14 protein-coding genes are annotated in these 15501 nt (G+C 35.3%); 7 read left to right on the forward strand and 7 right to left on the reverse strand.

The annotated features are described in order from the left end of the window. Positions 1 to 2: 2 nt before the first annotated feature. On the reverse strand, positions 3 to 836 hold the full coding sequence (locus tag TRESU_RS05105) for a glycosyltransferase family 2 protein (protein WP_013701220.1): 834 nt from the start codon (positions 834 to 836) through the stop codon (positions 3 to 5). A 337-nt stretch (positions 837 to 1173) separates the two neighbouring features. Between TRESU_RS05105 and TRESU_RS05110 the strand changes: the two genes are divergently transcribed. From TRESU_RS05110 to TRESU_RS05140, 7 genes are all read left to right on the forward strand, one after another. Further along, complete coding sequence (locus tag TRESU_RS05110; protein ID WP_013701222.1) at positions 1174 to 1542, forward strand: sugar 3,4-ketoisomerase; 369 nt, start codon at positions 1174 to 1176, stop codon at positions 1540 to 1542. Next, positions 1535 to 2632, forward strand: coding sequence for a DegT/DnrJ/EryC1/StrS family aminotransferase (locus tag TRESU_RS05115; protein ID WP_013701223.1), 1098 nt, complete (start codon positions 1535 to 1537; stop codon positions 2630 to 2632). Before TRESU_RS05110 ends, TRESU_RS05115 begins: the two co-directional genes overlap by 8 nt. Positions 2633 to 2640: 8 nt before the next feature. After that, the gene (locus tag TRESU_RS05120) at positions 2641 to 3555 is read left to right on the forward strand and encodes a glycosyltransferase family 2 protein (RefSeq protein WP_013701224.1); all 915 of its coding nucleotides are present in this window, start codon (positions 2641 to 2643) and stop codon (positions 3553 to 3555) included. 9 nt (positions 3556 to 3564) lie between these two features. Next, positions 3565 to 6264: a YfhO family protein gene (locus tag TRESU_RS05125; RefSeq protein WP_013701225.1), complete on the forward strand. Its 2700-nt coding sequence runs from the start codon at positions 3565 to 3567 to the stop codon at positions 6262 to 6264. Then, positions 6257 to 6613, forward strand: a complete 357-nt coding sequence (locus tag TRESU_RS05130) for an EamA family transporter (RefSeq protein ID WP_013701226.1) — start codon at positions 6257 to 6259, stop codon at positions 6611 to 6613. Before TRESU_RS05125 ends, TRESU_RS05130 begins: the two co-directional genes overlap by 8 nt. A gap of 3 nt (positions 6614 to 6616) precedes the next feature. Beyond that, entirely contained in the window at positions 6617 to 6961 is a 345-nt protein-coding gene (locus TRESU_RS05135) for an EamA family transporter (RefSeq protein WP_013701227.1), read from the forward strand. A gap of 281 nt (positions 6962 to 7242) precedes the next feature. Next, the gene (locus TRESU_RS05140; RefSeq protein WP_245535712.1) at positions 7243 to 9876 is read left to right on the forward strand and encodes a YfhO family protein; all 2634 of its coding nucleotides are present in this window, start codon (positions 7243 to 7245) and stop codon (positions 9874 to 9876) included. Positions 9877 to 9950: 74 nt separating this feature from the next. Here TRESU_RS05140 and TRESU_RS15125 read toward each other — a convergent pair whose 3' ends face one another. The 6 genes from TRESU_RS15125 to TRESU_RS05165 form a co-directional block, all read right to left on the reverse strand. Further along, positions 9951 to 10088 carry a hypothetical protein gene (locus tag TRESU_RS15125; protein ID WP_013701229.1) on the reverse strand — a complete coding sequence of 46 codons (138 nt, stop codon included), beginning with the start codon at positions 10086 to 10088 and terminating at the stop codon, positions 9951 to 9953. After that, complete coding sequence (locus tag TRESU_RS05145) at positions 10072 to 10497, reverse strand: DUF6078 family protein (RefSeq protein WP_013701230.1); 426 nt, start codon at positions 10495 to 10497, stop codon at positions 10072 to 10074. The genes TRESU_RS15125 and TRESU_RS05145 overlap by 17 nt, the downstream gene beginning before the upstream one ends. Positions 10498 to 10673: 176 nt before the next feature. After that, positions 10674 to 12722, reverse strand: a complete 2049-nt coding sequence (locus TRESU_RS05150) for a TRAP transporter permease (RefSeq protein WP_013701231.1) — start codon at positions 12720 to 12722, stop codon at positions 10674 to 10676. Positions 12723 to 12738: 16 nt separating this feature from the next. Then, positions 12739 to 13254, reverse strand: coding sequence for a DUF1850 domain-containing protein (locus TRESU_RS05155; RefSeq protein ID WP_013701232.1), 516 nt, complete (start codon positions 13252 to 13254; stop codon positions 12739 to 12741). A gap of 14 nt (positions 13255 to 13268) precedes the next feature. Continuing rightward, positions 13269 to 14219, reverse strand: a complete 951-nt coding sequence (locus TRESU_RS05160; RefSeq protein WP_013701233.1) for a TAXI family TRAP transporter solute-binding subunit — start codon at positions 14217 to 14219, stop codon at positions 13269 to 13271. Between the two features lie 105 nt (positions 14220 to 14324). Continuing rightward, the gene (locus TRESU_RS05165) at positions 14325 to 15287 is read right to left on the reverse strand and encodes a glycosyltransferase family protein (RefSeq protein ID WP_013701234.1); all 963 of its coding nucleotides are present in this window, start codon (positions 15285 to 15287) and stop codon (positions 14325 to 14327) included. Between the last annotated feature and the right edge of the window lie 214 nt (positions 15288 to 15501).

A 15501-nucleotide genomic window follows, 5' to 3' on the forward strand; every position in this document is an offset into this window, starting at 1 on the left:
GCTTAGAAAAGTTTTAAGGCAATTCCAATCCGCAGAATAATTCTTTTAAGCAGTGGCTGCTGTAAAGAATTGCGGACAGGTATTTCTCTGTACCCCCCCCCATGAGATTTTATGTCGTTGTTATCAAGCAGGCAATTTTTTTTGTCTGCTAAAAGTTCTTTGTAATTTGTCTCTTTTACGTGTCTGAAGCAAATTCCGTCTTTTTTGTTTGCAAGTGAATTGCGTAAATCAAGCCTTGCTTGCATTTGCTTTGGAGAGCGGAACTGATAATGCTTTACAAGTATTAACTCTGGCGCTAAAAGTCCTGCGAATTTAGGGTAGTGTGATGTGGCGTCAAAATTCCATTTTAATGATTTTCTATAGCGGAAGAATCTTGGTTCGCTCCAGCAGCTATTCTTTAAATGCATTATATGTTCTTTATCTTTTTCAAAATCTCCGGAAAAATCATACTCTTCCACATCTTCTGTTGTTAAAACGTAGTCAAGAGATTGTTTTGCAACTAATGAATACTTTTTAGGAATCTTCGCAAGAAATTCTTTTGGATTGTCATAATAAAATTCGTCTGCATCAAGTTTAAAGCACCACCAGTCTCCGTCGCTTGCTTCATGTCTGAATTCATTGAATACATCTGCTCTAAGTCCGTTTGAATAAGGTCTGAAATCCTGCTTCCATGGCACAACTATGTCATCTGCAAGGGACTGTATGATTTCCCATGTTCCGTCGGTTGAACCGTTGTCCATTATGAATATTCTGTCAGCCCAGGTTTTTGCGTCAAGAATAACACTTTTTACTATGTCAGCCTCGTTTTTCACGAGCATTATGGCAAATATTTTCATATAGTCCTTGTTAAATATTTTTATTTAAAATGCTATCTACATACAGTAAATCTGCACTTATATCTATTTTGTTGTTTTGAAAGCAATTTACCTTCAAGGATTTCAATATACAGATATTATAATATCATATATTTTATCTTTTATAAAGAAAAAATGTATAAGTGTTTCTTTTCATAAAAAACTTCTCTATATACAAATTAATCTTAAAACTATATAATAATATAAATTTATTATTCGGAGATACAATTCATGTATGTTTCCATATTTAATGCAAGATTTTTGACGGGGGGGGGACAAGTAGTCTTCCGTTTTGTTCTATCTGTGCCAGAGGAAAATTATGGCGCAGATAATTAATCTTCCTACCTTTTCAGATGAGCGCGGCTCTCTTACTGTTATAGAAAAACTTCTTCCATTTGAAATCAAGCGCATTTACTACATCTACAATGCAAAAGAAAAACGCGGTGGACACAGGCATTTAAAGACAACCCAGGCTCTCGTTTGTCCAAAAGGCTCATGCGAAATTTTTATAAATAACGGAAATTCGGAACAGACTGTTCTTCTTGATTCTCCAGAAAAATGTCTTATCCTTTCACCAGAAGACTGGCACTCAATGGACAAATTTACATCAGACTGCGTGCTTCTTGTTTTGGCATCTGAATTTTTTGATAAAGCTGATTATATAGAAGAGGAGTATCCACGTGATTGAGTATGAAAATTTAGGAAAGTTGAATAGACCTTTCTTTGACGAATATAAAAAATCTTTCGAAACTGTTCTTGATTCAGGATGGTATATTTTAGGAAATCAGGTTGCTGAATTTGAAAAGGAATTTGCTGCTTTCTGCGGCGTAAAATATTGTGTTGGTGTTGCGAACGGACTTGAGGCTCTTACAATTTCATTGAAAGCTTTCGATTTTCCGGCTGGTTCAGAAGTTATTGTTCCTTCAAACACTTATATTGCGACAATTCTTGCGATTGTAAATGCTAACTTAAAGCCCGTGCTTGTTGAGCCAGAAATTACAACGTATAACATTGATGTTTCTAAAATTGAAAATGCGATAACATCAAAAACAAAAGCTATTATGCCAGTTCATCTTTATGGAAGAATGGCTAATATGCCGGCAATCATTGAAATTGCTAAAAAATACAATTTGAAGATTGTTGAAGATGCTGCTCAGGCACACAACGCTTCCATAAACGGAAAGAAAGTTGGCTCTTGGGGCGAATTCACAGCATTCAGCTTTTATCCTACAAAAAATCTTGGCGCGCTAGGAGATGCCGGAGCTATAACAACTGACAACGAGGAGCTTTATAATAAAGTAAAAGCTCTTAGAAATTATGGTTCAAATATAAAATATCATAATGAATATATTGGTGAAAATTCAAGACTTTCAGAAGTTCAGGCTTCTTTTCTTAGAATAAAACTGAAAAAACTGGAAGAAATTACATGCCATAAAGAAAAACTTGCAGACATTTATTACTCAATGTTAAGCGGCACAGACTTTATTCTTCCGGCAAAACTAGAAGGGTATCGTCACGTTTATCATATCTTTAATATCCGCTCAAAAAGGCGTGATGAACTAAAATCGTTTCTTCTTGAAAATGGTGTAAAAACTGAAATTCATTATCCTGTTGCTCCAAACAGACAGCTTGCCATGAAAGGAATTCTTGATAATTTTGAAACTCCTATAGCAGAAGAAATCCATAACACAACATTGAGCCTGCCGATTTCATATTTTCACACAGAACAGGATATTGAGCAGGTTTGCGATGTTTTAAGAAAATTCAACAATAAATAAGGAAAATTATGAAACTTTCTATTTGCATTCCTGTTTATAACGGAGCTGATACAATCTGCCCCCTTATGGAAAATTTGGACTCAACGTTTTCTAATATTGAAAAAGAAGTTGTTCTTGTGAATGATGGCAGCCGCGATAACAGCGCAGAAGTGTGCAAGGATTTGTGTAAAAAATATGATTATGTGAAGTTTATAAATCTAAGGCGAAATTTCGGTGAGCATAATGCCGTGATGTGCGCTTTGAATTATTGCACAGGAGACTATGCGGTAATTATTGATGATGATTTGCAGAATCCTCCGGAAGAAATTTTTAAACTTTTGAATGAAATCGAAAAAGGCTATGATGTTGTTTATTCAAAATATCATGTGAAAAAACATCATTGGTTTAGAAATTTTGGAAGCAAAGTGAATGATATTTTTGCAACATGGCTTATCGGTAAACCGAAAAATCTTTATTTGTGCAGTTTTAAAATTATAAACCGGGCGATGATTGACGAGTTGAAGAAATATAAAGGGCCGTTTCCTTATATTGACGGACTTTTGCTTAGGGCAACAAACAATGTTTCTTCTGTGTTTGTTGAGCATAAGGCAAGAACTCAAGGCAAATCTAATTACACGTTAGGAAAACTTCTGAATTTATGGCTTAGTATGTTTATAAATTTTTCAATAAAGCCAATGCGTTTTATTACAATTACAGGTTTGACTATTTCGTTTATTTCTGTGGTTATGGCGTTGTTTTTTATTGTAGAAAAAATTTTAAATCCGCAGACAGTTCCTGGCTGGACAACTATAATCGTTCTGCTTCTTTTCTTTGGCGGACTGCAGAGTACTTTTCTTGGAATAATTGGCGAGTACATTGGAAAGAACTATCTTGATCAAAACAATACACCTCAGTGGGTTGTAAAAGAAACATTTGGAGTCTGATTATTTATTATGGAAAATGTTATTGAAAAAAAGTCGTTGTTAAAAAATGTTTATGCAAAATATTCCTTGCTTTTCTGCCTGTTAGTTCCTTTATGTTTTTTCCAATTTTTTGTATATGGAAAATCGTTTCTTGTTCATGATGGTCTTAATGAGCATACAGCATTCCTAGCTTTTTATGGTGAATGGCTTAGAAATATAATATGTAATATTTTTCATGGAAAATTTATTGTTCCGACTTTCTCTTTTTCTTTAGGATTTGGAGCAGATGTTATATCGACTTTGAATTGGTTTTGTGTTGGAGATCCTTTAAATCTTGTTTCTGTTTTTGTTCCAAAAGAAGGCTCTTATGTTCTCTTTGTTGTACTGGCTATTATTCGCCTTTATTTGATGGGCATTGCTTTTATTGTTTTTTGCAGGAAGAAGACATTCTTTAATACATCTGTTGTTTTTGGTGCTTTGGCATACTCTTTTTGCGGGTATGCGATTTTTGTCGGTCTTAGGCATCCTTATTTTTTAAATCCTATGATTTACTTTCCAATGCTTTGTCTTGGAATTGATTTTATTTTAGAAAAAAAGAGTCCATTTCTTTTTATAATAACAGTCTTTATTTCTTGTGCATGTAATTATTACTTTTTTTATATGCTTTCTATTTTCGTCTTTATATACGCAATCGTGCGTTTTTTCTTTGTTGACACTTCAGATAAAAAAATAAATGCTTTTGTTAAAGTTTTTTTTAAAACTGCCGGATTTTATTTTATAGGTGTCGCCTTAGCAGCATTTATTCTTTTTCCAAATATTTACGGTTTTTTTACAGCGTCAAGAACAACTGAAAAAATCAATGTTTCGTTGCTTTATGATTTTAATTATTATGCAAATTTGTTTTTTTCACCTTCAGCTCCACCATCATTTGGCTCGTACGGAAATTTGGGATTTGCTGCGCCGGTTTTATTGTTCTTGCTTTTTTTATTTACTCAGAAAGATTCAGTTTCAAAACAATTGAAAATTTATCTTTTGATTGGACTTGCATTTTTTGTTGTTCCATTTTTAGCTCATGTTACAAACGGATTTAATTATATAACGAACAGATGGTCTTTTATTTTTGCATTTCCTGTTTGTATTGCATTTGTCCATGTTTTTCCAAAATTCTGTTCTGCCTCAAAAGAAAATATAAAATTGCCTATATTTCTTGTAATGGCACACTCGTTAATTATATTGGCAGTTTGCTGTATAGACAGAAATGTAAGGCAACAATATTTTGTTTGCTATGCATTTTCATTGATATTTTTAATTTCAACTTATTTGCTTTTTGTAAAGAATAAAAATACATTCTTGCAAAAATTTATCTATTTCTTTGTGTTTTTAGGAATTATTGTAAATTCAAACGTTAGGTTTTCTCCTTACGGGCTTAATTATCTGGAAAAATATACAAATTATGGAAGCTATGAGAAAAATCTAAAATCTAATACTGATATTGAAATAAAAAAGCTTCCAGATGATGATTTTTTTAGATATGATGAAGAGCAAAAGTTTACTGCGAATAATTCAGTTATCTTTGGAACGCATGGAACAAATTATTATTATAGCATTTCAGATATACACTTGATGCAGCTTTATGAAGAGCTTTGCCTTGCAACAACCAACAATATGAGATGTTCAAGCCTGAACCGGCGTTCTGCATTGCAGAATTTGTTTGCAGTAAAATATTTCGTTCTTCCTACGGAAACAGAATACGCACCTGAATACATGACTTTTGTAAAAGAGTTTGATACTTACGGCGGCAGGAAAAAGCTGTTCAAACTGAACAATCCTTCGCCGTTTGCCGTGCCGTATAAAAATGTTTTGTATGCAGATAATAATTTTGAGAATCTGAATCCTATTGAAAAGCAGGAGCTGTTCCTGGACACAGCAGTCATTTATGATGAAAAATCTGAAGACAATACTGATGGGCAGGAGCTAAAACTGAATTCAAAAGTTTTTTGCAAAAATGTTTCTTTTATCGGAAATGATGATGTGAAAATTGAAGAGGGCAAGATAATCACAAGGAAGAAAAACGCGACATTTGAGATTGACTTTTCAGGCGATGAGGATTTCGACTCAGAAAAAGAGCTTTATCTCTTGTTCAAGAATTTCTATTACACGACAGACCGTTATGAGCAGTTTAAGCCGCAGATTAGATTTGTCTCGTCATCAGGCAAAGAAGAAAAGTTCTCATTCGGGATGACAAACGCGAATGACAGCATGGGGCATAACAGAATGCCGTGCTTCGGTCTGCAAGAGTGCAAGTCTGGAAAATTCTTTGTTACGCTTGAAAACAAAGGCGTGTATGAATTTGATGAAATATCAGTTTTCGCACTTGATATTTCCGATAGAGATGAAAAGTTTAATTCGATAGATAGAGAGGAAATCAGCAATCTTGCATTTGTGGAAAATAAAATTTCACTTGAGACTTCATTGAATGAAAAACAGTTCGTAAGATTTTCAATGCCATACTCAAAAGGCTGGAAGATTTTTATAGACGGCAAAGAGACAAAGTCTTATAGATGCGACATTGCATTTATAGGAACGTTTGTGGATGCAGGAAATCATTCGGTTGTCCTGAAGTACAGCACGCCGTTCTTGGCTGCAGGGCTTGTCACGTCATTTATAGGATTGATTGCTCTTGTTGCTTTATGTTTTTATTTAAAATCAAGAAAAAAAGAAAATGAATAAGAAAATATTATCTTTATTAAAACTGCATCTTTTGGTTATTGTATATTCCTTAAGCACAGTTTTTTCAAAATTCGCAGGGCAGCAGGAATTTCTTTCGTCAAAGTTTATTATATTTACATTTTTATTATTTTTATGTCTTGGAGTCTATGCTTTTTTTTGGCAAAAAATTCTTTCAAATTTTAATCTTTCTGTTGCTTATGCAAACCGTGCGGCTGATTTGCTTTGGGGAATTATTTTAGGAGCAGTGTTTTTTGCGGAAAAAGTTACTTTCACAAAAGTAGTCAGCGTCATTCTTGTCTTTTTAGGAATAATTCTTGTTATACGTTCTGAAAAAACAAAAGGGGTTTGATCAATGGATGAAAAAATGATTTTTTCTGCAGTTTTCCTTTTAGGAGTTTTGATTTCAAGTTTTTCACAAATTCTTTTAAAAAAAAGTGCAGGGCAGAATGGAAGTTCCGGAATAAAAGCTTATTTGAATCCTCTTGTTATAATTTCATACAGCCTTTTTGTATTCTCAACATTGCTTTCGTTGTTGTGCCTAAAATTCATACCTTTATCAAAAGCTCCAGTCCTTGATTCTGCCTCTTATATTTTTGTAGCGGTTTTAAGCAGATTTTTTTTCAATGAAAAGCTTAATGTTCAAAAGGTCGCCGGTTTTATTTTTATTATAGCTGGAATTTTTGTTTCAAGTTTTTAAGATTGATTTAGTGTTTTGTTATCTAAAAGTGTTTATATACAATTTTACTTAATAAATATATAATAGTTAAAATTTTTTATTTGGAGATGCGGTTTATGCATATTTTCATATTTAGTTCAAGACATTTGTCGGGGGGGGGGTACAACTAACCCCTTGTTTTATTAATTCTGTGCTGGAGAAAAACGATGGCACAGAAAAATAATTTATTGACCTTTCCGGCAAAGCGGAATTTTAATTGCTTTCAACTAAAAACTTTTTTAATCTATTCCTTGCTTTTCTGCTTGTTAGTTACTTTATGCTTTTTTCAGTTTTTTGTATATGGAAAATCGTTTTGTTCTGGTGATGGAATTACAGAGCATACGGCATTTCTTGCATTTTATGGAGAGTGGCTTAGGACTATAGCATATAATTTTATTCATGGAAAATTTATTGTTCCAACTTTTTCATTTTCACTTGGATTTGGAGCGGATATTATTTCAAGCCTGACTTGGTTTTGCATTGGAGATCCTCTAAATTTGCTTTCGATATTTGTTCCTAAAAATGGGACTTATATTCTTTTTGTGTTTCTTGCGGTTCTTCGTTTTTATCTTAGCGGGATTTATTTTATATTTTATTGCAATACTCATAAATTTCAAAAAAATATTATTCCATTTGGTGCCATCTCTTATTCTTTTTGTGGATATGCGCTTTTTGTTGGTATCAGGCATCCATATTTTTTGAATCCTCTTATTTTTTTGCCATTGCTTTGTATTGGAATTGATAAAATTCTTGATAGAAAAAGTCCGATGTTTTTTATCATTTTTTCATTCTTGGCTTGTGTGTGCAATTATTATTTCTTTTATATGCTTTCTTTCTTTGTCTTTGTATATGCGGCTGTCAGATTCTTTTTCGTAGTGAAAATAGAAAGAAAATTTTTGTGCAAAGAATTTTTTAAAACCTTCTTTAGGGCATTTGGATTTTATATGATAGCTGTTATGATGGCAGCCTTTATATTGCTTCCTAGTGCATACGGATTTTTAACAGCATCAAGAACAACTGAAAAGATAGAAGTTAATTTCTTTTATAGCCTTGCATATTATGCAAATCTTTTTTCATCAGTATCATCTCCAGCTTCTGTTGGTGGATTTTTTGGCAGCATAGGTTTTGCTCCAGTTGTGTTTGTTACATTGCTATTTTTGTTCACTTTAAATGATAAAATTTCAAAGCAATTAAAAATTTTTATTTTATTGGGTGTTTTGTTTTTTATTTGTCCTTTTTTTGGACACTTTATCAATGGCTTTAATTATATAACGAACCGCTGGTGTTTTGCTTTTGCTTTTTTAGGTTGTGTGTCTTTTGTTTATGCATTCCCCATATTTTGCAAAAGTTCTTTTAAAGAATTAAAAATTCCGCTGCTTATTGCTGTTGTCCAAAATCTTCTTGTTGTTTTTTCTTGTATAATAAGCCAGGCTAGACGGCAGCATTATGCGTTGTGTTATATATATTCTTTAGCGGTTTTTCTGATTTTGTATTTTCTGATTAAAAAACGAAAAGATATTCGAATTTTTTCTCTTGTTTCAATTTTTATAGGAATTGTTGTAATTGCATTTGTTCGCTATTCTCCTTATGGTCTTTCTTATTTAGATGATTTTAGAGAGTTCGGTATCTATGAAGGCAATGTTGCAAAAAATACTGATATTGAAATTTTAAAATTAAATGATGCAGATTTTTTCCGTTATGACGAAGAAAACAAGTTTACAGCTAATAACGCTGTTGTTTTTGGAACTAAAAGTACGGCTTATAATTACAGCATTTCAGACATTCATCTCATGCAGTTTTATGAGGATATTGCGCTTGCAAAGACATCTTTAATGTCTTGTTCAAGCCTGAACCGTCGCTCCGCGTTGCAAAAACTTTTTGCAGTAAAATATTTTGTTCTTCTTGCGGAAACAGAATACGCGCCTGAATACATGACTTTTGTAAAGGAATTTGATACTTACGGCGGCAAGAAAAAACTGTACAAGCTGAACAATCCTTCTCCGTTTGCCGTGCCGTATAAAAATGTTTTGTATGCAGATAAGAATTTTGAAAAACTGAATCCTATTGAAAAGCAGGAGCTGTTCCTGGACACAGCAGTCATTTATGATGAAAAATCTGAAGACAATACTGATGAGCCGGAGCTAAAACTGAATTCAAAAATTCTACGCAAAAATGTTTCTTTTGTCGGAAACGATGATGTAAAAATTGAAGAAAACAAAATAACTACAAAAAGGAAAAACGCGGCATTTGAGATTGACTTTGCAGGCGATGAGAATTCTGATTCAAAAAAGGAGCTTTATCTCTTGTTCAAGAATTTTTACTACACTACAGACAGTTATGAGCAGTTTAAGCCGCAGATTAGATTTGTCTCGTCATCGGGCAAAGAAGAGTCATTCTCATTCGGGATGACAAACGCGAATGACAGCATGGGACATAACAGAATGCCGTGCTTCGGTCTGCAAGAGTGCAAGTCTGGAAAATTCTTTGTTACGCTTGAAAACAAAGGCGTGTATGAATTTGATGAAATATCGGTTTTCGCGCTGGATATTTCTGAAAGGGATGAAAAGTTTAATTCGAGAGATACTGATGAAATCTCCAGTCTGGCATTTTCGGAAAATAAAATTTCACTTGAGACTTCATTAAATGAAAAACAGTTCGTAAGATTTTCAATGCCATACTCAAAAGGCTGGAAGATTTTTATAGACGGAAAGGAAACAAAATCTTATAGATGCGACATTGCATTTATAGGAACGTTTGTGGATGCAGGAAACCATTCGGTTGTCCTGAAGTACAGCACGCCGTTCTTGGCTGCAGGGGTTGTTTCGTCATTCATAGGACTGATTGCTCTTGTGGCTTTATGTTTTTATTTGAAATCAAGAAAAAAAGAAAATGAATAAGAATTGCAATAGCAAATCAAAATAGGAGTGTATTCTGTAAGAAGAAAACCTAAGCTGCTATGATAAAAAAAATTCTATCTTTCTATTGCTTCTGCTGTTTTACCAACTAAAACATACTGTTTTTCCCAATAAAATACTTTGTTTTTCCAACTAAAACAGTCTGTTGTCTTAGGAAAAACTCTTGCAATTGTATTTTCAATAGCTCCAGTCATAGTCTTCTGTGAATTTTTCGTATTTGACTTCTGCTTCTATTCCGTTTTTTTGGAAGATTTTTGTGAATATCTGCTGGTCGGATGGAAAAAGCGGTTTCTCGCATCTGTAAAACTGATAGTATTTTGTTCTTCCGTATTTTATAAGGAGTTCCTTTTTTATTTCCGCGGCTTTTTTGTTAGGAATATCGTCAAGAATATTTTTTGTTCCCCAGGCAAGCTTTATTTTCTTGTCTGTCCTAAAATAAGGACAGTCCTCATTTTTCTTTGGAAAAAGAAGCGGATTCAAAACATAAATGCCAATATCATTTTTTGTTAATTGCCTGTAGCAAATTTGCCTTAGGCAATTCCCGGACTTTTTGCAAGCTGAATTCGCGCATAATTTATATTGTTCTGGTGGTGTAAGGTTCATTCCTATTAATTATTATACAATAAAAAATCACATTTACTAAAGAGATTTTTTAGAGATTATCGGGTCAATCCCGATAATGACATTAAATTATAAAATTCGATATTCTGACTATTTAAGCAAAAAAATACCTCCCACGTTTTTTAACAAACCTGGGAGGCGGATAACTTTCAATGGCTTTATGCTATTGCTTTTGTGCTGTGTATTTTTTTTAGAATCAACTGGTATGCAATGAGGATTGCAAGCAGGCTTACTCCTATGATGTCGGTTTTTGCCTCTGGAATTACACAGAGAAGTCCGGCAACGGCAAAGAGAATTCTTTCAGCTGCGTCAAATGCAATTATTGTTGTCTTGCGTTTTCCTGAATTGTAGAAAAATCCAGTGTTGTTGAATCCGTAGCCTTCAAGAGCAACGCTGATTCCGAACATTCCGAGAATTGCGGTTACAATTATCATAACGACAGAAAGAGCGGATGCATTTATCATAAGCATTTTGCTGTTGTAGACAAACATATAAGGAATTATAAATGCGCCTATGGCAAGTTTTGTCGCATTCAGGGCGGTTTTCATTGGCTTGGCTTTTGCTATTGCGGCACCGGCAATTGCGGCAAGTGCGACTGGAGGCGTAACATCGGCAATGATTCCAAAGTAGAACGCGAACATGTGGGCTGCAAGCGGCTCTATTCCAAGGCTTATGATTGCTCCTGCTGTAATTGTGGAAGTGATAAGATAGTTTGCAGTTGTCGGAGCTCCCATTCCGAGAATTATTGAAGCAATCATTGTGAATACCAATGTTAGCAAGAGTTTTCCGTGCGCCAGCATGACAAGTCCGTTTCCAAGCCTTAGTCCCAAACCTGTCAGCGTTACAATTCCGATTATGATTCCCGCCATTCCGCAGGCAATCGCCACGCTTATTATTTTTCTTGCGGCAGTGCACATGATTTCAACAATGTCTTTTCCGCCGAAAGAAGGCTTACGCCCATGCGCCAAATCAGAGACAGAAACTCCGAACCCGACTAGAACGCAGGCAATGATTCCCATTAACGCCGCAAAAACCGCAGTCTTTCCTGCGCAGAGGAAATAAATAATCACAACAAGCGGAAGAATCATATAGCCTTTTCTAAGAAGAAGTGGCATAAAGCGCGGAAGCTGTTCCTTTGGAAGTCCTTTAAGTCCGAGCTTTTTTGCTTCAAGATGAACGGTTATAAAAATTCCTGTAAAGTAAAGAATCGCCGGAACAATCGCTGCCTTTACAATCGTTATGTACGGAAGACCGAGGCTTTCCGCCATAAGAAACGCTGCGGCTCCCATGATTGGCGGCATTAACTGACCTCCTGTGGAAGCGGCTGCCTCAACTGCGCCTGCAAATTCGCCTTTGTAGCCAAGTTTTTTCATCATCGGAATTGTGAACGAGCCTGAGCCTACAGTGTTTGAAACAGACGAGCCTGAAACAGTTCCCAAAAGCGCGGAAGACAAAACGGCAACTTTCGCAGGACCGCCGCTTGCTCCTCCTGCAACCGCATTGCAAACGTCAATAAAAAAATGTCCGATTCCGGTTTTTTCAAGAAGCGCGCCGAACAAAATAAAAAGAAAAATAAATGTAGAGCAAGCACCGATTGGAGTTCCCATGATTCCTTCTGTGTTGTAAAAAAGATGGCATACAACACGCTGAAGCGAATATCCTCTGTGATGCAAAAATCCCGGAAGATATTTTCCCGCGAACGCAAACACGATAAAAGAGCCTGCTATAATCATAATCGGAAGCCCTACGATTCTTCGGCAGCTTTCAAAAAGAACAAGGATTCCGACAATTCCTATTGCAACATCTAGCGGCGTGTTGTTTCCAGAGCGTCTTACAAGCGAATCAAAGTTAACGACAATGTAAAGCCAGCAGGCTGCTCCAATCAGTCCAAGCACAATGTCGTACCAGGGAAGCGTGTTCCGGGGACTGTGTTTTGTTGGAGGAAAAAGAAGAAATGCCAGAAGCTGCACAAAAGCTAAATGTGTTGCGCGAAGAACCTGCGCTGTGATTGCTCCAGACAAAGTCGCATACAACTGAAAAAGCACAAAAATAACAGAAATAAAAACTGTAATATACTGACGCCAGCATTTGTGTTCACGGTAAGACTGCTCGCGGTCCAGTTCCTTCATCATTCTCTTCATTTCTTCTTCGTTTGAAGTAGGAAGAATATGTTCAATGTAGTCGTTAGTGCCTTTATTGTTTGCCATTCAAACCTCCAATAATTTATTTTATATGGTGAAAAATATAATCTGCAATCGAAACATTTTTTATCTGAAAGACTATGCTTGTCTGTGGCTCAAAAAAATCAGCAAGAAAATAGTCTGTGTATTTTCCATTTTTGTCTTGAATGGAAATTGCGTGGTTTGCCACAATTCCTACAGCCATTACAAGATTTTCAACAGTTCTGTTTATATTTGAAATTTCGTAGCCTTCATCAGTTGAGTTAAAAACTGCGCCAGGCATTTCCTGCGGCTCCGGGATTCCGGCTCCGTAAGAAACAAAAACAGTTTTGCCGCACACAAGCTTGCGCCCTTTTTCCTTGTAGAAATCTTTTACTCGCCCTTTGTTGACTGAATGCGTGTATGAAATTGAAAATCCGTCCTTAAAGCCATTCATAAAATAAAACCTTTGCGACATATTTTTTCTATTGCTGACTGAAAGAACGGGAAGCGCAGGGAAAAGAAAAATTCCCCCTGCCAAAAGAAGTAAAATAAGAACTGTAAAAAGCCTTTTAGACAAATATTTCCGCCGTATTAGTTCAAGTCAAGCTCACTGAAATATCTTTTTGCACCCGGATGAAACGGAACAGAAACGCCAGTTACAGCTGAGTGCGCGGAAACCTCTTTGCCTTTTGCGTGTGCAGTCGCAAGGTCTGAAAGATTTTCAAACAGAGCCTTTGTCATCTCATAGACAATTTCCTCATCAAGTTTTGCGCTTACAGCAAGTGTCGCCTTGATTGCAAGAGCCTGAGTGTCGGAATCTGTTCCTTTATATGTTCCGCCTGGAATTATTGTCTGAGTGTAATATCCGTATTTTTCGCAGATTTTCTTTGCGGCATCTCCGTCAACTGGAACAAGTGTAAGTCCTGCTGTGAAGGCAAGTTCCTGCAATGCCGCGTTTGGAACACCGGCAGTTATAAAGCAGCCGTCCAAAGTTCCGTTCTGAATTCCTTCTGCGGATTCCTTGAATGAAAGGTTGCTTTTCTTGATGTCGCCGAATGTGAGTCCGTAGCCTTCCATAATCTGCTTTGCGTTGAATTCAACTCCAGAGCCGGCATCTCCAACAGAAATGCGCTTTCCCTTGAAATCTGCGACAGATTTTATTCCGCTGTCTTTTGAAACTGCAATCTGGACAACTTCAGGATAAAGTGTTCCGATTGTCATGATGTTTTCAAGTTTTTCGCCTTCAAAAAGATCTGTTCCGTTGTAAGCGTAGTCCATTACATCGTTCTGGACAATTGCGTATTCTGCTTCACCCTTGTTTATAAGACGAAGATTTTCTGCGGAAGCTCCAGTTGCCTGTGCCGTAACGTTCATATTTTCAATTTTTGTATTCCAAATATTTGCAATTGCTCCGCCGAACGGATAATATGTTCCACCAGTTCCGCCAGTCGCAAGAATGTAGTCTTTTTTAGCATTTGAGCAACCTGAAAGAAGCAGCCCTGCGCAAATCAACAGCACACTAAGTTTTACAATTTTCTTCATAGAAACCTCCAAAAAATCAACAAAAATACTCTAAATTATACTATATAACAGAGTTTTTTTTCAATTGGCGGAGAATGGAGATTTGTGTATGTAAATTTTTTGTTTTTACTTTGAAAACTTCATAAGCAATTTTGCAATTGAATTACAAAAATTAAATAATTTTTTATTGGTCTCGTAAATTCCTCGGAGAAAAACATAGGCTGGCGTTTTTGACATTTCTACAGAATAGAAATCTGTGTTTAAGTCATAAACATCATGAAAGGCTGCTTTTGGATTTGCAAGAATCTTATCAAGTTCTGGATGTTCATCTTCAAGCACAGATCTTATTATTTCATTTTTTGCCATGTCATGCGCATACATTTTCTTGTTTGTGTATAAATGAAGAATTTTTGCATCGTGGATATATGGCATGCAACGACAATTTCTATTTATCTGGCAGTTCCAAATACCGTCAATTTCTGTGATTGCTCCGTTAAGCCTGTAATTTGCTTCGTTTAAAGAAGTCTGGTCAAAAACAGTTCCGTTTGATTTTTCCCGGCTTTCATTCCAAAGTTTATGCCAAAGAGTAAAAAGGGCATCGGATTTTTCTGAGCCATTAACACTCATAAAACCTCCGTTAAAATGCTTGTCATCATAGCCGTCATGCCAGCCAAATTCCTTTGCATTTTTTTCAAAGAAGTCTTTTACTGGACTTTCCGAAATTTTCATGTGGCGGTTTAAAACCATGCCAACAGCAGGTTTTTTAGGCAAGTCTTCAAGTGATTCATAAATAATTGTGTCGCAATCTATATAAACGAAATCTCTTGGCAAATATTTATTCATAGAAGTTTTTATGAATCTTGAACGATCACGGTTGTTGAATTTAGTTGGAACATCAACTGTAATAATATTCACATTGTATTTTTCAAGAATTGTTCTTTTGTCTTTGAATGTAGATTTTGTGTCCTCGTCAACCAAAATATATACATTTGCATATGGCATTACTTTTCTTAATGTCATAACGCTTATTGCTGTCTGTTCGTAAAATGTGTCGTTCGGTGTGCTTATTAAAATATATGCTATGTTCATTAGTTCAGTATATTATTAAATATTTTTTTTTTCAATGAAAAAGTATTTTCAATAAATATGCAACAACATTGCTTAGTGCTTAAAATATGCAAATTACTCATTTCAAATGTGCTTAAAATATGCAATAATATGGCTCTCAGATGAATAAGTTTTTATTTTCTAAGCGATTTGCTTATTGGTCAAAAAACATTCCTTTATATATTCTCGGTTTTGA

The organism is Treponema succinifaciens DSM 2489, from assembly GCF_000195275.1.
In the GTDB taxonomy this organism is placed as follows: Bacteria; Spirochaetota; Spirochaetia; order Treponematales; family Treponemataceae; genus Treponema_D; species Treponema_D succinifaciens.